Below are 21,736 nucleotides of genomic sequence, written 5' to 3' on the forward strand. Positions count from 1 at the left end.
TCATGGACAGAAGATATATATTATTTAATTGTCAAATAAGGTATATAATTATTTAATCACTATTCTTTTATATCGACATAAAAGGAGTAATATGAATGAACAATCTAATAGATAAAATATGTTTAATCACAGGAGCTAGTTCTGGGATCGGAAAAATTACTGCTCATCAATTAGCCCAGCAAGGCGCTACAATCATTATGGTTTCTTCTAATCTAGATCGTGGAAAACAGGTATTGAATGAGATTCAAAAAAGTACAGGTAATCAAAATTTGGCATTTTTCCAGTGTGATCTAACCTCACAAATATCTATTCATAAATTAGTAGCAAAAGTAAAAGCTGCTTATCATCATGTAGATATTCTCATTAATAATGCTGGTGGGTTGATGAAATCATTACAGATGACCGAGGAAGGAATAGAGAAAACTTTTGCTCTTAATCACATAGCACCATTTCTTCTTACTCATTTATTATTAGATCAGCTTAAAAAAAGCTCTCAAGCTCGCATTATCAATGTAACATCAAGTGGCCATAGTGTAGGAGTTTTCGATCTAGATAATCTAAATGCCGAAAAATCGTTTAATGGTCCATTTTTGTATGTGCAAGCAAAATTAGCTAATATTCTATTTACTTATGAACTGGCAAGAAGGTTAAAAGAAACTGCCATTACAGTAAACTGTCTTCATCCTGGGTTTGTACAGACAAACTTTGGAGAAAATGCAAACTGGCTTTATCGGATATTCGTAAACCGTTTACTGAAGCCCTTTATGATTTCACCAGAAGAAGGTGCGCAAACCACTCTCTATCTTGCTACTTCAAATGAAGTAAAACATATAAGTGGGAAGTATTTTGTCAAGAAAAAGCCTGTCAAATCAGCACGAAAGACATATGATGAATCATTAGCTAAGCAACTATGGGGGATAAGTGAAAAATTAACAAACCTGAATCAAATAAATTCTTAACCTTTTTAAATCTTTTATTTATAATAATCATTAGATTGATCAACATAGTAAAGGTGGAAACCGTTTTGGGAAAAGTAATTTCTTTTATTAATAAGAAAGGTGGAGTTGGTAAGACAACAACAGCAGTCAATATTGCGTATACGCTTGCGAAGTTACAAAAAAAGAAAGTTCTTTTAATCGATATTGATTCGCAAATGAACGCTAGTCAGTATGTTCTCAATGCACAGCAGATTAAAACGATTTTTACTCATAATGAGAAGACAACTTTACTACGTTTATTTTCCGATAACACAAATTTTGATTACTATATCAACGATTTGATTCATTCAATTACAGATCAATTCGATTGTATTCCTAGTTTTCGAAACCTAGATCATGTAAATGTAAAGAATCCATTCCTATTAAAAGAATTTGTTGAACAATCTGGACTTAAAAATATATATGATGTGATCATTATTGATTGTCCACCATCATCTTTTATCAATAAACTAGCTTTACTTAGCTCTGATAGCTACCTAGTTCCTTGTTTAGCAGAGCCTATGTCAATCATGGGAATTCCTAATATGTTAGCCGAAGCTCGTATCCTCAACACGGAATATGGAATCGAGATTGAGATGGTGGGTGTGCTGTTAACTATGGTTTCTCCTCATCATCATGTTTATCAAGATTCAAAAGAGATGATAAAAGGCATTAAAAATTTCGATGCTAAGCGGTATCTTTTTCAAGAAGAATTACGAAACCGAACTAAAATTTCACATGCCATTTTTCCCAAATATAAGGAACAAAATAAACATTTCTTATTAGAGATAGGGGATGCTTTGATTGCTGAAGAGATAACTCGTATAACCAAAGAATTTACCCGAAAGGCGATGATTTAATGATGAAACGTGAGAGCAGATTATGGATCTATTTTTTACTGCAACTACTTGAACAGCTCCAAAAACAAGCAAAAGAGATGCCTGATATAATCAGCATATCGAATCAGGAACTAGCAGAATTAAAAGATGAACTATTCGAATTAACAATTGAGAGTAAGATAGATGAGTCGAGTCTAAGTGATCAAGAGCTTTATAAAGAAGTAACCGTTCAACTTCTGTCCTATCTAAATGACTCGAAACGTTTTTCGAAAAAGGTGGATTTGCAACAATTTGCAGAGGATTGGGGTATTCGTGATATTAAGACAAGCCATTCGATGACTCATATTATTGGAACAATATTGCTTCAGATGAAGGAGCAGAAACGCGCCGTCTTAGAAAATCTTCTCAAATATATGCAAGGAGAATCACCTTCAAGATCAACACAAAGACATAACACAAATGAGGAAACGAACCAAGAAACTGACTTTACATGGTTTGATTTTTTTGAATCCGTAAAAAAATAGGAGAGATTTATCTGTGGATCGAATTACAAAAAGCTTATTGAACGATTATCAAGATCAATTTCAACTTGAAAACTATAAAGAAGATAAACTCTTTGAAATGTTTAGTAGTTATGCGGTTATCTCTCACTATGCACGTGGAGAATTTGATATTCAAGATGTAGTGACAGGTGGAACGAACGACTCGGGGATTGATGGTTTAGCTTTTATTGCTAGCGGGCAATTGATTGATTCGGTTGATAAATTAACCAATTTACTGACCAAACAATTTCAAGTTGTTCCCGAGATCAAAATGATCTTTATACAATCAAAAACTTCACCTAAATTTGATTCTGGTGATATTTTAAAGTTCTGGCATGGTGTTAAGCGTTTTTTAGTTGATGAATCACATACACGTAGAAATAAAGATATAGAGGAGAAAGCAGAGATTCTCCGTTATATTACAGAGCATCCACTCAACTTTGAGTCTATATCTGTCAAACTTTTTTATGTAACTACTGGTAACTACTATGGAGTGAAAAGTGAGACTTTAGAAGGCGTAAAGCAAGATATTCATCAAGAAATTCGTGAAATTAATATTACTCGCGATGTTGAGATGAACTTTTTAGGTGCCTTTGAGATTCAAAAATACTATAAGAAGACAAAACATCGACCTTTTGCAAAGATAAAATTTGAACGTCATGTATTGTTGCCTGAGATAGAAGATATCGAACAAGCATTTATAGGTTATTTACCACTTGTAGAGTTTAAAAAGCTAATTGTAGATCAAGAGGGAGAGCTGAAAAAGGGAATCTATTATGATAATGTTCGAGATTTTAAAGGGGAAGTAAATCAAGTTAATCAAGATATAGCCAAGACAATGCGTTCGTCAAAGCCAGATCAATTAGCTGTTCTCAATAATGGCATTACGATTGTCGCGAAAAAAATTACCCAATCTCGTGATATGTTTCATTTAGAAGATTACCAAATCGTGAATGGCTGTCAAACAAGTCACATGATTTATCATTATTTTGAGGAAATTGATATCCATAATGTAGGGGTACAAGTGAAATTGATCGTCGCCGAAAATGATCAAGTAACCAACGAAATCATTAAGGCAACAAATAATCAAACTCCTGTAAAACGAGAGGAATTGTTAGCGCTTTCTGATTACCAAAAGCAGCTAGAGGATTATTATCACTCATTTGAAAGAAGTAGTTTACGACTTTATTATGAGCGTCGAAGTGATCAATATGCCTTTGATAATGAAATTAAAAAGGTTCGTGTCATCGATATTAAACAGCAGCTTAGAAGCTTTACTGCCATGTTTCTAGAGCAACCTGAACTGTCAAAACTACGTTTTGAAGATTTAACTAAACAAATATCAGGTAGATACTTTTTAAAGAATCATCAACATATTGTTTACTATACAGCTGCTTTTGCACTTTATAAATTAGAATATTTCTTTCGTAATCGAAGGATTGATTCGAAATATCGTAAATTTACCTATCATTTGCTTATGATATTAAAGTATGAGATTAACCAGGAAGCAAAAAAACCTCGACTCAATTCTTCAGATATGGAGAAGTATTGTAATAACATTATACATACTCTAAATTCTGATCTAGCTTTAAATTACTTTCATCGTGCTATTCAGCTTATTGAACAATTGGTACCTGATCTCCATAATAAATCTATTCCTAAAAGTCGAATATTAGCCAAGAATATAAAAAAGGCTGTTTATAATAGATAAAACACTAGTTATTCATCCATTGTTTACATTTTCTTAAGGCTGAAATAATCTGATTTTCTTTGGAGAGGGTTTTAAAAGAGTATAGCAAACAATTGCAATAGCCAGATCACCTATTATCTCGATAACAAACCTTGATTTATGTCATTAATTAGTCTTGTATTACCTTGACTATCTAGCAAATGTTTATATAATCCATTTTTAACATCAGCTTTAGATTTTGTTTCGAATCTTTTTAGTTTTGTCCTTTATGCTAAATTCAGCATTTAGAATAACAACCATAAAGGAGCTAAAGATGATGAAAGAAATGGTAATAGAAAAAAATAGAACATTAAATTGGGTAGGCAAGATACATGCTGTGAGTTTATTTGTTGCGGCGTTGGGAATTCTCATTTTGTACTTTTCTGGTGTTCCAGGTTTTCCACTTATTCCACCTGGTCCCATAATTCTTGGGATAGCGGGTATTCTAGTCTTTACTTTAGCTAGTCGATGGAAGTGGATTCCCTTTATTAGTGTACTTGCTGGATTGTTTATATCTTTTGGTACTATTATCGAAGGTTCTATTTGGGGGCGCCTTACTAATATTTCTGATTTTGCTCCATTTGTAGGAACGCTTATTCAAGGTCTCGGGTTAGTAGTAGCAGTCATTACTGGGTTGATTGTGCTTGCCAAAGCTTTCCGTCCAATTGAGACTGTTTAGAGTAATAGCAAATAAAAAGACGATCTTTAAGCATTTGCTTAAGGATCGTTTCATTTAAATGCAGTTGTCAAAATCAATCAATTTACTAAGTTAGTATGAAAGATAGTGTGAGTTGGTTACATTGAAATGGGGAGAATTCCCGTATGCACATCTTAAAGAAAAATAAATATTAGTAGAAGATTCTAATCATGGAAACGATACTTCATGGAGATTGTTGAGGTTGTATCATAACTAATAAAGGTGAAATAGTATTTACCTCTAGAAGGAACTTCAAAATAGCAATCTCCTTTTGATCGAAACGTATAAGCATCTCCTAAACAAGTATCTACTACTTCACCATTGCTCTGAGTTAGCTGGATTTCAAAACTAGCGTCCTTTGTCGCTTGTTTTGTTAAGCTTAAAACCTTATTTCCTTTATTGATATAGAAATCTTGAGTTTGTGCAAGATCATCGAACTTAACATTTCCCTGAATATAGGTAGCGGCTGAAGCTGTGTGAAATTGAAAAATAACGAGAAAAGCAAACAAAAAAACCCCACTTATTTTAGCTAAATGTTTCATTTACAAAACCTCCTAAATAGTCTATCTAATTATTCGTATCGTAGTCTGTTTTTTGGGAAATATTTATTTACATGTCTGTTCATAAATATGGGAATAATTAGATATTATAATAATTTATATATAGAATTGCCATATTTAAATGGCAGATTCATCAGAAGGATGAGGAAAGCGAATGAGATGGCACGAGCGTGTATCCTAGAAAGGATACACGCTCATGCAGACGGAGTAAATCAATCAAGAAGCGCGGCGTACCTGTTACCAGTACGCTAGTTTCGGTTCCATCACTCACTCCTATGGCTTTACCATGCGGGAGAGATTGGTTCGTCGTTTGAACCTCATACCATCACGTACATAGGAACAAAACCTGCTATAAAGGCAGGATGAGCACCGCTCGTGTGTTCGATTACACAAAAAATGGTTGCTCTTAGCAATCTCTGAAAGGGATTACCGAGCAACGCCGTCTTTCATCCCACGATTCAAACAGTGGGATGAAAGACGAAAGATTTCTGTAAGGTCAAGGGGATGAAATAGAGAGCAAATAATCGAAAAATATGAGCAATTGAGTGTAAATATGAATTGAATCGTCCCAATCGAATAAAATTCACATGGTCAGTCGGCGAACCATCCGAAGTACAAACTAATCAAATTACCAACTGAGAATGAGCGACTTTGGAATAAAGAAAGTTTAATGAGCAGTATTCATCCATGCATCAAAAATTTCTTCTGGGGTCGTCTTGAAATGATAGGTAACAGTTGCTTCGATATTCGACAAAATCATCGACTCCTTGTTCTTGTTCAGATCCCTGCCAAGGGATTTTCAATTTGCCTGTAAGAACTTCCTAATTAATTTTAGCTTGGAACACCTAATAATATTTAATAATTGTTGTGATATGCTTATGAAAACTTGCTACACATTTTTCCCATCCTTGAAAGAGGACAATCTTTGAAGAGGTTATTTCCATTGCTTAAGGGCTACCAGGGAACTTTGGTTAAATCTTTCTTTCACATACTAAATAATAAACAATGGGCTAGTAATAAAAGATGGTTTTTATAATAAACCAGATTTACCCATTATTCTTAACCTATATCATAATTAGTTTTCACAAATGAAGATAAAGTAGAAAACTCAACTGTTGTGAATTAATCGGCAGCATACTTATAAGTATGCTTGGGTCAGTAGGTCAGCAGTAATAGCTTATAATATTTATATTACCTATGTTTTGAATTTTTTGATTCCTATATAGAAATAGAGGAATATTTTTCTGTTACATATGACTTGAATGTGACGTTACGTCGCGTTGTAAACTATGGTTACCGGTAGAAAGCTAGCGCAAAAAGAAGGGATGATCATGAAGCAAAATTGGAAGATAGGAGAATTGGCACGATTAGCAGGATTAACAGTTCGAACTCTACAATATTATGATCAAATTGACTTATTTTCACCATCGGGACATTCGGATTCAGGTCGCAGAATCTATACCGAATCAGACCTTATAAGGTTGCAACAAATTTTATCGTTGAAAGAACTTGGTTTGTCACTGGAAGAGATTCAAACAGCCTTAAAAGGTGATCAGATCAGCTTATCTGATCTAATATCATTACAAATGAACCGAGTGAAGAAAATTGTTGAAGTAAACCAGAAACTTTTACGAGAGTTAGAGTATATTGCAGATTTGATGCAAAAAAAGGAACCTCTGACCATTGAAAATTTTACTAAACTATGGTCGACGATGCGAATAAGTCATGAGGAATATATGAACAAAAGACGGGAAGACTTGAATCTATATTTTAATCGTTTGAGTGATCTCCTTGAGAAACATACTGATCTTTAAAAGAATGGAGGACTAGATTGTGAAGGAACATTCTATTAAACATGATACTTTTTCCAAAGAACGAATCTATCAAACTTTACCATCCCGAGTTTTTGCTGCATGGTCAGATCCAGCTATTAAAGCAAATTGGTTCGCGAAAGCAGAAGAATTTAACTTTTCTGTGGGTGGACGAGAGATTATTCGAGGTCGTGAGCCAGGAGGACCGATTTTTTACATCCATTGCCACTTTTCAGGATATTGTGCAAGATGAACGCATCGTTTACACAATGACTATAGACATGGGTGATACACGTATCTCGGTTTCTGTGATAACTGTTGAATTTAAATTGGAATAAATTGGTACAAAACTCATTTATACCGAACAATGTGCTTTTTTCGATGGATTAGATTCAATTGAAGCACATATCCACGGTGCAAATGAATTTTTGGATCAACTAGACAAGGAATTAAAGTAAGGGACTATGAACTTAGGTGATGTTGGAGCTACCGCCACAAGATACAAATGAGGTGAAAAAATTATTGTCTCTGAATTTATAACACTGAATGGTATCATGGAGAATCCAGAATGGACGGTTCCATTCAATACTTCTGAACAAAATCAACATAAGTTTGAGGAACTCCAATCATGTGATGCGCTTTTATTGGGTCGTAAAACATATCAAGAATTTGCTGCAGCTTGGCCAAAAACGGGCGAAACAAATACAGTGAAGAGTCAAGTCCGAGATTTTGAAATTCCTGACGGTTTTGCTGATCGAATGAATAATTATCCCAAATATGTTGTATCAAGGACAAAAAAACCACAAGATATGAAATGGAACGCAAGTCTCATCCAAGGAGATATCAAGGAAGAAATCTTGAAACTGAAGCAACAACCAGGTCGAAATATTTTAGTTCTGGGTAGTTGTGAACTAGTTAATATCCTCATGCAATATGACCTTATAGATGAGTATCGGATCATCGTTTTTCCTGTTGTCAAGGGTAGTGGGAAACGTCTGTTTAAAGATAATATGGAGACCTCTTTAAAACATATCTCAACAAAGTCGTTCTATGTAGAGCTAATTTATCACCCATTAAGAGAAGATTAACAATTAATTCTACATTCATATCATCTTAATGGCAAATGGCGAGGACATCTATTCGGCATAGAAATTGAATCTTGCAGAAGCGAACTAAGTTATGAATAAAACCTATCATTATTTCAGCGTGGGCTTATGCTCACGTTATTTTGTTTGTTCTGAATGAGTTTGATATGTATTTTGCTTCAAGATGGAAGAGAGTGTATGAAAAATTCAGAGGAATGCCTGTACCCTTTCTGTATCAGCACACCTTAGAACCAACTGTTTTAAAAACTAACGATTGACCTCTTAGAAGTATAGATGTATATTATAAATTAATAAAACGATTCAATAATAAAATACATAAAAAATGAATCGTTTCAATTTTGATAGGAGGTGAGCGATAACGGCAACAATCAAAGATGTAGCAAAACTAGCCGATTTATCGGTTGGGACTGTTTCACGCTATTTAAATGGTGTGAAGATTAAAGAGAAGAATCGTATAAAAATTGAACAAGCCATTGCTGAACTTGATTTTAAATTTAACCCAATGGCAAGAGGTTTAAGAACGAATAAAACCTATTCAATTGGTGTGTTAATCCCACGTATTTCCGATGTATTTTGTACACAAGTGATTGAAGGAATCGAGGAAGTCTTAGATCCTCTTAATTACAGTATCGTTGTTTGTAGTTCCAGTGATAGTTTGAAACAACAAGCAGAAAAGCTTAGTTATTTAAAAAATAAATTAGTAGATGGCATCATTGTCATGCCTGTGAACTCTCTAGAGCTAGATGTTAAAAACGACACAGAGAGCGAGATTCCAATTGTTTTGGTAGATCGTTTGGTCAATGGAAGTGAATTAGATGCAGTTGTCTGTGATAATGTGAATGGTTCATATTCAGCCATTGAAATGATCATCAAAAAAGGGCATCGAAAAATTGGAATCGTTTCCGGTCCAGAAGATATTAGCACGGCAAAGGAACGTTTAACCGGATATTTGAGAGCGCTCAATGATTATAATATCGAAATTAATCCTGAATATATAGTCTACTCGCCTTATACAAAAGATGGCGGAATAGACGCATTTACTCAGTTAATCACTCTGAAAGATCGACCCACTGCTATTTTTACTACCAACTATCCAACAACTGTTAATTCGATGAAATGCATGATGGAAAAGGGATTAAAAATCGGTGAAGATATCTCATTGTGTGGTTATGATCAAACTGACTTGTTCCAGTTATTTGATCCTGCTTTGTCAGTCGTTGTGCAACCATCAAAAGAAATTGGTCAGCAAGCAGCTAAAATTTTGCTAAAGCGGATGAACGGAAATACTGAAATGCTTCCTCTCATTCAAAGGCTTAAAACCCATTTGATTACTACTGATTCAGTCAAAACGATCTTTTAATCTGTATCACAATATTGGAAATGTAAGCGCTATCTGAAAACGCTTAATATTTATTCGGATGAAAGAAGGGCTCTAATATGAAAATATTTTCCAAATTGGGCTTAATTCTCTTAGTGGCATGTATGGCAATTTTAGGAGCTTGTAGTAATCAGAGCGATGATAAAGAGATAGTTATTGGGGCTTCATTATTGACACAGCAACATCCGTTTTATGTAGAACTAAAGAAAGCGATGGAAAAAGAAGCAAAAGCAAAAGGAGTCAAATTAGAGGTAGCGATTGCCAATCAGGATTTAAATAAACAATTGTCTGATATTGAGGATTTTGTCACCAAAAATGTTGATGCGATTGTTTTGAGTCCTGTTGATTCGAAGGGAGTAGTCGCTGCTATTAATAAAGCAAAGGCTGCAAAAATACCTGTCATTACAGTAGATGTTCCAGCAGTAGGTGCAACACCAGATGCACATATTGCAACAGATAACTATACCGGAGGAAAAATGGCTGGGGAAGAAATGGCCAAAGCACTGGGAGAGAAAGGAAACGTAGGTATCATTGATTATCCAACCGTTCAGTCCGTAATCGATCGAGTTAAAGGATTTAAAGATGCGATTTCTAAATACCCCAATATTAAAATCGTTGCTGTCCAACCTGGTATTACAAGACCTGAGGCTCTAACTGCTGCTCAAAATATGATTCAAGCAAATGGGGATTTAAATGGTATTTTTGGTTTTGGTGACGATGCAGCATTAGCGGCTGTAACAGCAATCAAGTCCGCAGGAAAAAGCGGAAAAATACACGTTATTGGGTTTGATGGAATGGATGAAGCTAAAAAAGCTGTAAAGCAGGATCAGTCTTTTTACTCTGTCATTACCCAACACCCAGACCAAATTGGTCAACAGGGATTGCAAGCTGCTTTGAAAGTGATAAAAGGTGAAAAAGTAACAAAAGTAATTCCAATTAAACCAGGTGTCTTTTCAAAAGAGGGAGAGAAGAATTAATTGATTTTAACCCTACTCAGCAATCATGAGGGGTTTCTAGGAAGTGAGCGTCAGCAATCCGCTAAAAAAGATTTTGCTTGGCGCTCGTCTTCATTGTTCGACTGGGGGCATTCTCATTTGTATTTTTGTCAAATATTTATTTCTATCATTCATTTACAAAAGAGGCCTTCCTTTAGGAGATGTGAATATGTCAGCTGAAACAATACTAGAAATGAGAAATATTTCAAAAAGATTTGGTAAAGTAGTCGTGTTGTCTAACGTAAATTTGAAGGTGAAGAAAGGGCAAGTTCATACTTTATTAGGTGAAAATGGTGCTGGTAAGTCAACTTTGATGAAAATTTTATCAGGCGTTCACCAACCAGAGGAGGGGGAAATTTTTTTAAAAGGTCAAAAGGTTAAATTGGAAAGTCCAAAAGCAGCACAAGATTATGGGATTAGCACGATTTACCAAGAGTTGAGCCTTTGTAACAATTTGTCCATTGCTGAAAATATCTTTGCCAATCGAGAACCAGTAAAATATTGGTTTATTCAGGATCGAGAAATGAATCGCTCAGCAAGACAGATCTTAAAAAAGTTAGAGATTGAACTTCCACCATCAACTCCAGTTAAAAATCTTAGCATTTCACAACGACAAATGATAGAAATTGCCAAAGCTCTCTCGCTTCGTTCGGAAATCATTATTATGGATGAACCTACTTCTGCTTTAAGCAGTAGAGAGACAGAAGTTTTATTTCGATTAATTGAACAGTTGAAAGCTGAAGGGGTTGCGATTATTTATATCTCTCATCGGATGGATGAACTGTTTAGAATATCAGATGAAATTACAGTTTTACGTGATGGAGAATTCATTGATACTGTCAAGACAAAAGAGACTGATGTTAATCAACTGGTTCAAATGATGGTAGGTAGAGAATTAAAAGATATATATCCCAAAAGAAACTATTCTATTGGTACCGAACAATTGTTGGAAGTGAACGGTTTAACAAGGAAAGGGTTATTTGAGGATATCAGTTTTTCAGTGAAAAAAGGAGAGATTGTTGGTTTATTTGGTCTAGTTGGAGCTGGACGATCAGATCTTGCAAATGCCATATTTGGGATTAACAAAGCAGAAAAAGGGACGATCAAAATTCGAGGACAAGAGGTTCAGATTGCAAAACCTCAGGATGCAATCAAAAATAAAATCGCTTTTATAACAGAAAATCGTCGTGAACAAGGTCTAGTAATCTCTCAAACTGTAAAAAGGAATGTAACGATGGTTAATCTTGATCAATTGCTTTCAAAGGGAAGATTGATCAAAGAGAAAAAAGAGAACTCAATTGCAAGGGAAGCAATTTCAAATTTGAAAATCAAAACGTCAAGTATTGAACAAAAAGTAAACAATTTAAGTGGCGGAAATCAGCAAAAAATTGTTTTAGCTAAATGGTTAGAGACCAAGCCTGAAATTTTAATTTTGGATGAACCCACTAGAGGAGTAGATATTGGGGCGAAGCATGAGATTTACAACATTATGAGAGAGCTTGCGAGTAATGGCGTGGGTATTGTAATGATCTCTTCTGAATTATCAGAGGTTCTCTTTATGAGTGATCGGATGTTAATTATGACAGATAAAAAAATTGTCAAAGAACTGAGTCCATCATCCACTTCACAAGATGAAGTGATGCTCTATGCGACGGGAGGTATTTAAAAATGGAGAATGTAAAGATCGAATCTGACCACAGTTTAAAAAATGTCAGCATGCAATTTCTTCGTCAGTATGGAGGAATTTTAGCTGGATTAGTGGTTTTGATCATTTTATTTTCCTTTAGTTCTCCGCATTTTTTTCAGGTAAAGAATCTACTCAATATTATCTTGCAGGTTTCCATTATTGCCATCTGTGCTTTTGGAATGACATATGCCTTGATCATTGGTGGGATTGATTTATCGGTCGGCTCAACGATTGCTCTGTCAGGAACAGCCGCTGCTTTATTATTGCAGCAACATATCCCATTTGTGGTTGTTGTGCTAATTGTATTATTGTTAGGAATGGTTTTAGGAGCAATTAATGGAGTACTCATTTCGAAAGCATTGATACCAGCATTTATTGTTACTGTTGCAACAATGGGGATTTTCCGTGGTATTGCTTATATAGTAACAGATGGTGTTCCGATTACAATTCAAAATCAAACTTTTTTAGAGTTGGGCAATGGAGATTTATTAGGAATACAAATTCCCATTTATATATTGTTTGCTCTTTTTATCATCAACCACATTATTTTATCCAAAACAAAATTCGGTAGACAAGCTTATATTAGCGGAGGAAATGAAGAAGCTGCTCTGTTTGCAGGTATCAATGTAGATCGTTTAAAGATATGGATCTATATCATTACGAGTACAATGGCTGCTATAAGTGGTTTAATTCTTGCTTCTCGACTTTTTTCAGCACAGCCTAATGCTGCAACTGGCTATGAACTTGACGCGATTGCAGCAGCCGTATTAGGTGGAACAAGTTTGACTGGTGGTAGTGGGAGAATTTTGGGGACTCTTATTGGTGCGATCATCATTGGTGTGATTAACAACGGAATGAATTTGATGGATGTACCCTATTTTTACCAGTTGATTGTTAAAGGTTTAGTGATTTTAATCGCTGTCTATATCGATATAAAAAATAAGAAGAGATCAAACTGAAGTTAGGTGACAATCATGTCTGAGATATTTACCATAGGGGAAGTTTTAGTTGAAGTTATGGCAAAGGACATAGATCAGGGATTTGATGAGCCGGGTACATTTATAGGTCCATTTGCAAGTGGTGCACCTGCTATTTTTATAGATCAAGCGACCAAAATAGGAAGTTCCGGGGGCATTCTTTCGCGAGTGGGCAAAGATGGATTTGGTCAGTTAAATATTCATCGACTGCAACAGGATGGAGTTGATGTACGCTTTATCAAGATGATTGAATCCAAAACGACAGGAATTGCATTTGTGGCTTATCAGGAAAATGGAGATCGTGATTTTATTTTTACTTTGAAAGACTCTGCCGTTGCCACATTAAATGAAGATGATGTGCGAGAAGAAATGTTTGATAACTGTAAGTACTTTCATATAATGGGTTGCTCCGCTTTTAATGAAGGTATCATGTTAGCTATGAAAAAGGCCATTACGATTGCTAAGAAGAAGCAGATACAGATTACTTTTGATCCGAATATTCGTAAAGAATTGATGGAAGATGAGAATGTAAAGCAATTTATTCAATTTGTTTTGAAGCATTGTGATGTATTTTTACCTGGTGAGGAAGAATTGTTATTGATTACAGGTGCTTCCACAGAAGAAAAAGCAATGAAATTAGTATGGGAGATGGGCATTAGCTGTGTTGTGGTGAAAAAAGGGAGAAATGGTAGTAGAGTCTATTATGATAATACCTGTATTGATATAGATCCTTATCCTGTTCAGGAGATTGATCCAACAGGTGCAGGAGATTGTTTTGCGGGAACGTTTGTATCACTAATTAATCAAGGTAAATCGATCATTGAAGCAGCTCAATGGGCCAATGCAGCGGGAGCATATGCAGTCACGAAAAAGGGTCCAATGGAAGGAACTTCATCTCTACAAGAGCTACAAGTCTTTATTGACCAGATCAAAGGAGGAGAATGATCCAGTGCCTTTAGTAAATGGAATTGATCTATTACAACATGCGCATAAAAATCGATATGCTATAGGAGCTTTTAATTATGCGAATATGGAAAACCTCCAAGCGATCATTGCCGCTGCAGAAGAGCTAAATTCGCCAGTAATTATACAAATTACCGAAAAAAGCATTCAATATGCAGGATTAGATTATCTACATGCATTGGGTAAGAATGGTGCGGAAAATGCTAAAGTACCAGTTGTACTTCATTTAGATCACGGAAAAAAATGGGATGCTATTCTTCAATGTATTCGGTTGGGCTGGACATCGGTGATGATTGATGCTTCACAGCAATTGTTTGAAGAAAATGTAGCACTTACCCGAAAAGTGGTTGAGGTAGCGCATGCTGTTCGGATTTCAGTGGAGGCTGAGCTTGGTTTTATTGGTGGGAAAGAGGAAGATGTTGGATTGGAAGACGGTATCTATACGGATATTAACCAAGCGGATGAATTTGTTAAACTTACAAACTGTGACTCGCTTGCAATTGCTGTAGGTACACAACATGGCATTTACCAAGGAGAAATCAACATTGATTTTGAGCGGATTAAGGAAATGAAGGAACGTCTAAATATGCCCCTTGTATTGCATGGATCATCAGGAGTTCCAGACGAGATGATACGTCAAGCCGTGCAAGCGGGCATCAATAAGGTGAACTTTGATACAGAGATAAAATTGGCCAACTTAGAAGCATTGCAGCATTTTTTAAAAGAGAATCCAACAGTTTATGACATCAGAAAAATTTATGATCCCGCTCGAAAAGCGATGAAAGAAAAGGTAAAAGAAAAAATGCGCTTACTTGGAAGCGAAAATCAATCTTGGAATTAGCTTAAAAACGCACAGGTCTCTATATATGCATGTAGGCTGTCTCGAAAACCGTTGTGTGCGCATATCGTACCGTGGGTTCAAATCCCACCCTCTCCGCCAATATTAAGGGGTTTAGACGATAGATGGACTCAATATTTTGAGCAAAGAATCAATGATTACTGCCCGATTTCTGCCCACTACTTGGCTAAAGTACTCAAAGGTGTTTTCTTGGTCTGGTTAAATAAGAAGTTGTCTAATTTTTGGGCAGCTTCTTTTTGCATGTTAGGTAATACATGTGAATACGTGTCCATCGTAATTATCATTGATGAATGACCTAAGCGTTCTGTAACAATTTTTGGATGAATCCTGTTTTGCAATAACAATGTAGCATGACCATGTCTGAGATCGTGAAAGCGAGTGTGTGGAAGTTTTAACTCTTTGATGACATCTGCATAATGACTCCCAAAGAATACATAGTCATAGAAATTCGTTCCTTGAATGTAATCTAACAATCCATTGATTTGACTTTTGTTTAGCACATGAAAGTTCTTTTTATTGGTTAAGGTGGAGTTGCAGCTTTTGCAGGATTTAATTTAATGACCTGCCATTTAATTGCATGCTCTAATGGTTCGCTTCGTGAAGTAATCGATGATGGTGTAACACTGTTTGTGCTGAAAGACCTCCAGTGCCATCTTTTCTTCCTGATTCTAAACAATTCGAGTAATAGGATTGAAGATGTACTGATTTCAACTTGTCACTTAATATTTGACCTAGTTTAGGTATAAGGTGTTGATTAACGATGATCTTATATCTTTTTATAGGTACGTGGAGCTGTATTATTAGCATAATCCTTCATCTATTGAACGAGAAAGTCACTTAATTTTAATTTTGAAGGTTCCACATATTTTTCCGTCAATTCTAATGAGGGAAGGGAAAAGTGATAAAGGTAAATTACTTGCACAGGCTATCTCTCTTTGAACATGCGGAGAAGACCACGCCAGCACTCCGTGCTTCTAGAGAGACTGCTTTCTGGTGATGGAAAGCTCCGAGCAAACCACCAATGCTACTGACCACATTTCTCTCCTTGTTTTTAAAAGCACCCATTCAGGACTGACACAGAGGGCGCATGAATCACGAAAACGGGATCATTATACTTCCTTCGGAAATCGAGACTGTGAGGTCAGAAAGACTGAACCTTAATAGCACTTTACAGTTTGTAACATAGGAGATGTATACGTAGCCCCTCAATAAGGGATTAATGTTAATATAAAAAAACAGTTAATAACAAAGATACAATTATAATTGTGATGAATCTTCAGCAACATCGTTTATGCAACATTGCTAAGCTTTATCTGATACTTGCTATTTTGCCATTATTGATTGCTTAGTGATTCGCAAAGTTAATTCAACCTTGCTGTCATGAAAAAGATAAGCAATTTATATAATAAAACTTATGTTTGAGTTATTAGTAACGGGGATCTATATTTTAAAATAATATACTATTCATACTAGTAAATCTAAGGGGAATCGTGTATGTAGAGCATGGAGAATTTTGAACTACTACCACCTCTATAGGTGGTAGATTCCTGCGAACACCAGACCAACGTCCAGTTATCTTAGCAGGCTCTACCCGCCGTCCCAGCGGTGAAAACAAAGTATGCTCTGCTATGCTCCCTACTTTCGCTTGGTTTTCGCAACTTCGGTGAGCTGGGTGGTTGAAGATTTTACGTTACTGACCCTTTCCAGCAATAACCCCATATCTTCAGTTTTCAAAGAGCTACAACTATTCTAACAAAATAAGTGGTTCTAAGCATCCCCGCAAAAGGGATACCGAACCACGTCCCATTCACCTCACCGCTTGTAGAAGCGGGAGTCCTCTTGGACGAATTTGGATAGAAAATTAAAAATGTCATGCACACCTTACTTACCAATCCATTTATTATATAGATATACGGGTCCTGGTAAATCGGGTATAAAAGTAATAAACAATGTAATGACCAAAGTAATAGATGAAAGGATCACATAAGCCTTTTTTTCTTTCACTTTATTTCTTAAATTAGGCCACTCATAGTAAGTACAACCAATCATGAATAGAATAATCCCTAGTGTTGTAATCCAGCTCATTTTTTCCACCCTTATATTTTTGGATTCTCCGTTGTCATTCCAGGTCGGAGGATTCGAAATTTTGTTTGAATGTCAATTTTTAGGTTTGGATATAAAGAATCCCAGTTCTTTTTATATTTTTTCCACTCTCGAGGATATTTTCGATAAAAAGTATCAGCTAATCCAAATATATCAGCTTTCCATTTTTTTTGCCCCTGATCTAAAGCTTTACGGATTTGCAGTGTAATTCCTTTTGCTAACTCCTTTTCGATTTTGGCTAAGTCATGAGAGTTCATGACATCTAAATGAGTTGAGTTTTGCGTTACAATGGCTTCAGTTTGGACTTGCAATTTCATGCTCAAATGATTTTTTGTTATTTGAGGGATAAGCTTTATTTTATCTTTCACAAATTCAGCTGATAAATATCCTTTTTCTGGTTTTGGTTTCACTGTGATTGTTCCGGATGCCGCTTGATTCTTGATCATCAACACTCCTTTCGTTGCTTCAGCATTGAGCTTACCCAACAATTTGTCTGTTTTTAGCACTGCTGTTCCATGAATATAAGGCATTCTAACATTGGATGATCGGCCATCTTGTGGTGTGAGAATTTCAATCCAAGGAAGAGCAACAGCCTTACTTTCTCCGTTCATCATCTGTAAGGTATCAATGATAGATTCTTCTAATCCAGTGTGTGCATGTACTAACTTATGAATCGATTCGGCAGAGTTTCGATCTATGACTGGATTGAGTTTTAGTATCTCTTTAGCTTGTCCTTTACTAATAAAAAGATTTGCTCGTTCTCTAGGTTGAACAGCACGTAAAATGCCATTTAGCTCATTTAAAATCCCTTTTTTAGCTAATTGTTCCCCGAAGATAAAGACTTCATTTTGCCCCCAGAAAATTTTTCGTGAAATTTTCCCTTGTAATTTGAGCATCGCATCAGCGAAATTGACACCTTCAGCCGATTCCACTAAAGTTGGTGATTGAGTGTTTTCATTCCCCATTGTTGCAACATTTTGCTTTTCCTTACCACTTGTTTCTGGAACAAAAATTTGGATCGAAAGCTCAATTGTCTTATCATCTTTTTTGTCTAGTGCTGCTGCTGTGATGATGGCCAAATTGTTGACTTCCACTCGATCCCAGCATCCTGTTAGAAGGTAAGTCATGTTAAGTAGAAGAAATAAAAATGCAAGATATCGTATGTTCATGCTTGTTCAGCTACCTTTTTTTGATTTTGTTTTCTTCTAAAGTAGGCAACAATAAGCAATAGTAAAGGAATGAGATATTGCATCAAAAGGAAATAAATCGTTCCTGTTGAATTGATAAATTGAGATAAAACTTGCAGGTTAGGAACAGTCCAGATGCTCAAAACCAGTGAGAGAATCCCAATGGGAAAAATAAGCGGACGATAATCGGTTAGCTTAAGCCATTGAGCTGTACCTAGGGAAAGCGCATAATAAATCATGGTCATTTTAATAAACATACTAAGCACCCAGATGGCTGCCACAATCGATTCTAGATGTTCAAGAAAATCAGCTAAACTGATATATCTAGCAACGCCAATGAGTGGATAGGTTAAATGCGCACCCACCTTCCCAAATATAAGTAATGTACTAAAACTTACTAATAACATTGTCCACACGACAGAAAGAACAGAGTAGATACCCCAACGCAATTTGTTTTGTTTGTCAGATACATAAGGATATAAAAAAGAAATTAAAAAAAATTCCCCATAAAAAGCACTTAATGGAGGAATAGCACCAATCAAAGAAGGCTTCAATCCATGTTCAAACATTGGCAACATATTCTGAGGTTTTAAATCAGGAATCAATAATAATAATACAATTAAAAATAAAGGCATAACGATTGGAACAAAGAATTGGGCAGATCGTCCTATTACTTCTACACCTCCACGTACAGCGTATGCACAAACAAGTAACATACTCCCACTGATCACGCTGTAAGGTGTATGAGCGAGAAAATTAGTGATTAAAAATTCCCCATATTCACGAACGATATCTCCAAGGATGATCCAGTAAAAAAACAAGTATAAAAAAGCAAAGATACTCCCTAAAAAGCGACCAATAATGCGGGGAACATATTCAATAAAGGACTCTTTTGGATAAAATTTATGTAACTGAAAAGTGATCCAAACAATTAAGAAACCTCCTAAAGAAGCCCAAATGGGGGAGAGCCACATATCTTGATGTGCGTATTTCATTGTCACAGAGGGCATAGCCAAAAGAGCGGTTGCAGCAATGGTAGAATGCAAAATCATCGCCATCTGTAGAGCGGAAATTTTGCCACGTTCAATCACTGTGTAATTCCTCCTCATTTTCAGCTTCTGGTTTTTGCCCAGGTGATTGCCTGATTGGATTTTGTTTACTTGTTGAGTGTGGACGTTTGTTTCGTGCCCAAATGGGAGATCGATATAGAACATCTTTTAAATCTTGTTTTACCATTGGAACAATGGGTGTTAGATAAGGTACGCCAAAAGAGCGTAAAGAGCACAAATGAATGACGATGGCAATAATTCCTAAGATGATGCCGAGCAGACCTAGCATCCCTGCTAGAAACATAATTGGGAAACGCAAAATGCGCAAAGTGATTCCAATGGGATAATGTGGCAATAAAAATGAAGCAACACCAGTAATCGCAACAACCATTACCATTGGTGAAGAAACGAGCCCTGCAGCTGTCGCTGCTTGACCGATGACAAGTGCACCAACAATACTAATAGCTGTACCCAATTGCTGCGGCAGTCGAACGCCCGCCTCACGTAAAGCCTCAAAAGTTATCTCCATTAAAAGTGCTTCGAATAAAGCTGGAAAAGGAATCTGTTCCCTTGATTTTGCGATTGTTAGAAGTAAAGAAGTCGGGATCATTTCTTGATGATAGGTAAGTAATGCTACATATGTAGAAGGAAGTAATAAAACAATAGCAACGGAGATATATCGTAACCACCGAATTAGCGAACCAATCATAAATTTTTGTGCATAATCTTCACTTGATTGGAGGAAGGAAAAAAGAGTGATTGGGACAACCAAGGCAACTGGATTTCCATCGCATAATATCGTCACATGTCCTTCTAGAAGATAAGATACGACCACATCAGGTCGCTCGGTGGATAGTATTTGTGGAAATAAAGAGTTTGATTGATCTTCAATCAATTCCTCTATATATCCACTTCCCAAAATACCGTCCATATAAATTTTGTCTAGTCGCCGCATCACTTCTTTTATCAGTGATTTCTCAGCAATTCCTTCAATATAATAGACTCCGATTTTTGTGCGTGTATATCTGCCGACAACAATATTTTTCACTTTAAGCTGAGGGCTTTTGATACGTCTACGGAGCAAAGATGTGTTGATCGTTAACAATTCTGTGAAGCCTTCCCTTGGACCACGAATAACTGATTCAGCCGGTGGCTCTTCAATCGCTCTGTGTTCTAATTGGGTCAAACCCAATGAGATTCCTTTTTTTTGATGATCCAATAAGAGGATAGGATGACCATTTGAAATCTCATCTATTATTTCCTCGATATAATTCAATTCCTTGATATTAGATACTGGGATTACACCTGATACGGTATTGATAGAAAAAGGTTCTCCTGTTTTATTTAACAATGGAGTTAAGACATTTTGATCTAGTTTTTCTTTATCTACGAGACCTTCGATATAAATCAAAACGGCACTGATTTGTCCAAATATCGTAAAATCATGAAAAACAACATCAGAACAGCCTTTAAAAATAGTAGCTAAAAAAGAACGGTTTTCCTCTAATGTTGCAGTAAGATTTTGTTGAGCCGCAATTTCATTTAATTGTTTTGTTCTTTTTTTAGATGACAACCAATTTTTTAAAAATCCCATAGCGCAGCTTCCTTCCAGCCTTTCACATAATTTCGCCAAACGATTAATCTTTTATGCACATAAAATAGAGTGAGAAAACTCACTCTCTATGCTTGACAATGGGGATCAATTCGGTTCTCATCATTACAAATTTCTAGATAGAACACTTTCGAGGATTATTTCAGTAATTCGAATTTGATTTTATCGAATATCATACAGTTGGATGTATCAGATATAGTAGGCACTGCTTTATAGTGACCATTTAGAAAAACTAGTTCATTAGTTGTAAAATGGAAAATAATAGGAATTCTGGGATTTTTGTAAATACATTTTCTAATATCTATTATTGGATCTATTTTCTGATCTACCAGCACCTAACATAATGATACAAAATTTTACTTTTTGAACTCATCTCCTATTAAAATGTGTTAAAATACTGACAATAATGTTGGAATAATCTAATTGAAAAAGGTTGTGGAATAAATGACTTTAAAACCCATTTTTAATAAAAAGGTCTTGGCAGAGATGATGAAAATTGTTCGAAAGCAAAGAGACGCCTATCTGATTTCTCGCATGAAATCCAAAAAATGAGCAGGGGTATTGGAGGTTGTTTTTGTAGTTATCAATGTAACTACATGATAATATTGGTGAAACAATCACAAAGTCACTTTAAAACTTTTGATTTGACTTTTGCGCCCACATAC

General features: G+C 35.7%; 20 protein-coding genes. 14 read left to right on the top strand and 6 right to left on the bottom strand.

Annotated features, from left to right (window positions below; all coding sequences use genetic code 11):
• Positions 1-95: 95 nt before the first annotated feature.
• The 5 genes from BUB71_RS15635 to BUB71_RS15655 all read left to right on the top strand — a co-directional run bounded on the left by BUB71_RS15635 (position 96) and on the right by BUB71_RS15655 (position 4,766).
• Positions 96-959 (top strand): SDR family oxidoreductase, encoded by an 864-nt coding sequence (locus BUB71_RS15635; RefSeq protein ID WP_073156896.1) that lies wholly within the window; start codon positions 96-98, stop codon positions 957-959.
• Positions 960-1,024: 65 nt separating this feature from the next.
• On the top strand, positions 1,025-1,837 hold the full coding sequence (locus tag BUB71_RS15640) for a ParA family protein (protein ID WP_073156899.1): 813 nt from the start codon (positions 1,025-1,027) through the stop codon (positions 1,835-1,837).
• Positions 1,837-2,340: a hypothetical protein gene (locus BUB71_RS15645; RefSeq protein ID WP_073156902.1), complete on the top strand. Its 504-nt coding sequence runs from the start codon at positions 1,837-1,839 to the stop codon at positions 2,338-2,340. The genes BUB71_RS15640 and BUB71_RS15645 overlap by 1 nt, the downstream gene beginning before the upstream one ends.
• 13 nt (positions 2,341-2,353) lie before the next feature.
• The gene (locus BUB71_RS15650; RefSeq protein ID WP_073156905.1) at positions 2,354-4,069 is read left to right on the top strand and encodes an AIPR family protein; all 1,716 of its coding nucleotides are present in this window, start codon (positions 2,354-2,356) and stop codon (positions 4,067-4,069) included.
• Between the two features lie 292 nt (positions 4,070-4,361).
• Complete coding sequence (locus BUB71_RS15655; protein WP_217653566.1) at positions 4,362-4,766, top strand: hypothetical protein; 405 nt, start codon at positions 4,362-4,364, stop codon at positions 4,764-4,766.
• Positions 4,767-4,948: 182 nt separating this feature from the next.
• On the opposite strand, the gene BUB71_RS15660 is transcribed toward BUB71_RS15655, so the two are convergent.
• Entirely contained in the window at positions 4,949-5,326 is a 378-nt protein-coding gene (locus BUB71_RS15660; protein WP_073156909.1) for a hypothetical protein, read from the bottom strand.
• Positions 5,327-6,675: 1,349 nt separating this feature from the next.
• Here BUB71_RS15660 and BUB71_RS15665 point away from each other — a divergent pair.
• From BUB71_RS15665 to fba, 9 genes are all read left to right on the top strand, one after another.
• Positions 6,676-7,158 carry a MerR family transcriptional regulator gene (locus BUB71_RS15665; RefSeq protein WP_073156912.1) on the top strand — a complete coding sequence of 161 codons (483 nt, stop codon included), beginning with the start codon at positions 6,676-6,678 and terminating at the stop codon, positions 7,156-7,158.
• Between the two features lie 19 nt (positions 7,159-7,177).
• Entirely contained in the window at positions 7,178-7,408 is a 231-nt protein-coding gene (locus BUB71_RS20310; protein WP_340148308.1) for an SRPBCC domain-containing protein, read from the top strand.
• Between the two features lie 265 nt (positions 7,409-7,673).
• Positions 7,674-8,243 (top strand): dihydrofolate reductase family protein, encoded by a 570-nt coding sequence (locus BUB71_RS15675; RefSeq protein ID WP_073156916.1) that lies wholly within the window; start codon positions 7,674-7,676, stop codon positions 8,241-8,243.
• 385 nt (positions 8,244-8,628) lie between these two features.
• Positions 8,629-9,621 carry a LacI family DNA-binding transcriptional regulator gene (locus BUB71_RS15680; RefSeq protein ID WP_073156919.1) on the top strand — a complete coding sequence of 331 codons (993 nt, stop codon included), beginning with the start codon at positions 8,629-8,631 and terminating at the stop codon, positions 9,619-9,621.
• 77 nt (positions 9,622-9,698) lie between these two features.
• On the top strand, positions 9,699-10,616 hold the full coding sequence (locus BUB71_RS15685) for a substrate-binding domain-containing protein (protein ID WP_073156922.1): 918 nt from the start codon (positions 9,699-9,701) through the stop codon (positions 10,614-10,616).
• Between the two features lie 187 nt (positions 10,617-10,803).
• A complete protein-coding gene (locus tag BUB71_RS15690) occupies positions 10,804-12,300 on the top strand; it encodes a sugar ABC transporter ATP-binding protein (RefSeq protein WP_073156925.1) in 1,497 nt (498 codons plus the stop codon).
• Between the two features lie 2 nt (positions 12,301-12,302).
• On the top strand, positions 12,303-13,280 hold the full coding sequence (locus BUB71_RS15695) for an ABC transporter permease (protein WP_073156928.1): 978 nt from the start codon (positions 12,303-12,305) through the stop codon (positions 13,278-13,280).
• Positions 13,281-13,295: 15 nt separating this feature from the next.
• A complete protein-coding gene (locus BUB71_RS15700; RefSeq protein WP_073156932.1) occupies positions 13,296-14,243 on the top strand; it encodes a sugar kinase in 948 nt (315 codons plus the stop codon).
• A 4-nt stretch (positions 14,244-14,247) separates the two neighbouring features.
• A complete protein-coding gene (fba, locus tag BUB71_RS15705) occupies positions 14,248-15,102 on the top strand; it encodes a class II fructose-1,6-bisphosphate aldolase (protein ID WP_073156935.1) in 855 nt (284 codons plus the stop codon).
• A gap of 176 nt (positions 15,103-15,278) precedes the next feature.
• On the opposite strand, the gene BUB71_RS15710 is transcribed toward fba, so the two are convergent.
• The 5 genes from BUB71_RS15710 to BUB71_RS15730 form a co-directional block, all read right to left on the bottom strand.
• The gene (locus BUB71_RS15710) at positions 15,279-15,620 is read right to left on the bottom strand and encodes a tyrosine-type recombinase/integrase (protein ID WP_073156939.1); all 342 of its coding nucleotides are present in this window, start codon (positions 15,618-15,620) and stop codon (positions 15,279-15,281) included.
• Positions 15,621-17,001: 1,381 nt separating this feature from the next.
• The gene (locus BUB71_RS15715; protein WP_073156942.1) at positions 17,002-17,205 is read right to left on the bottom strand and encodes a hypothetical protein; all 204 of its coding nucleotides are present in this window, start codon (positions 17,203-17,205) and stop codon (positions 17,002-17,004) included.
• 11 nt (positions 17,206-17,216) lie between these two features.
• Positions 17,217-18,392: a Ger(x)C family spore germination protein gene (locus tag BUB71_RS15720; protein ID WP_073156946.1), complete on the bottom strand. Its 1,176-nt coding sequence runs from the start codon at positions 18,390-18,392 to the stop codon at positions 17,217-17,219.
• Positions 18,389-19,501 (bottom strand): GerAB/ArcD/ProY family transporter, encoded by a 1,113-nt coding sequence (locus BUB71_RS15725; protein WP_084731700.1) that lies wholly within the window; start codon positions 19,499-19,501, stop codon positions 18,389-18,391. The genes BUB71_RS15720 and BUB71_RS15725 overlap by 4 nt, the downstream gene beginning before the upstream one ends.
• Complete coding sequence (locus BUB71_RS15730; protein ID WP_073156949.1) at positions 19,494-21,053, bottom strand: spore germination protein; 1,560 nt, start codon at positions 21,051-21,053, stop codon at positions 19,494-19,496. Before BUB71_RS15730 ends, BUB71_RS15725 begins: the two co-directional genes overlap by 8 nt.
• Between the last annotated feature and the right edge of the window lie 683 nt (positions 21,054-21,736).

Origin of the sequence: Seinonella peptonophila, from assembly GCF_900129355.1 — a bacterium.
In the GTDB taxonomy this organism is placed as follows: domain Bacteria; phylum Bacillota; class Bacilli; order Thermoactinomycetales; family Thermoactinomycetaceae; genus Seinonella; species Seinonella peptonophila.

Coding starts and splice junctions, on each gene's coding strand:
- BUB71_RS15635 (WP_073156896.1), top strand. CDS start 96: ATGAACAATCTAATAGATAAAATATGTTTAATCACAGGAGCTAGTTCT.
- BUB71_RS15645 (WP_073156902.1), top strand. CDS start 1,837: ATGATGAAACGTGAGAGCAGATTATGGATCTATTTTTTACTGCAACTA.
- BUB71_RS15655 (WP_217653566.1), top strand. CDS start 4,362: ATGATGAAAGAAATGGTAATAGAAAAAAATAGAACATTAAATTGGGTA.
- BUB71_RS15660 (WP_073156909.1), bottom strand. CDS start 5,326: ATGAAACATTTAGCTAAAATAAGTGGGGTTTTTTTGTTTGCTTTTCTC.
- BUB71_RS15665 (WP_073156912.1), top strand. CDS start 6,676: ATGAAGCAAAATTGGAAGATAGGAGAATTGGCACGATTAGCAGGATTA.
- BUB71_RS15685 (WP_073156922.1), top strand. CDS start 9,699: ATGAAAATATTTTCCAAATTGGGCTTAATTCTCTTAGTGGCATGTATG.
- BUB71_RS15690 (WP_073156925.1), top strand. CDS start 10,804: ATGTCAGCTGAAACAATACTAGAAATGAGAAATATTTCAAAAAGATTT.
- BUB71_RS15695 (WP_073156928.1), top strand. CDS start 12,303: ATGGAGAATGTAAAGATCGAATCTGACCACAGTTTAAAAAATGTCAGC.
- BUB71_RS15700 (WP_073156932.1), top strand. CDS start 13,296: ATGTCTGAGATATTTACCATAGGGGAAGTTTTAGTTGAAGTTATGGCA.
- BUB71_RS15715 (WP_073156942.1), bottom strand. CDS start 17,205: ATGAGCTGGATTACAACACTAGGGATTATTCTATTCATGATTGGTTGT.
- BUB71_RS15720 (WP_073156946.1), bottom strand. CDS start 18,392: ATGAACATACGATATCTTGCATTTTTATTTCTTCTACTTAACATGACT.
- BUB71_RS15730 (WP_073156949.1), bottom strand. CDS start 21,053: ATGGGATTTTTAAAAAATTGGTTGTCATCTAAAAAAAGAACAAAACAA.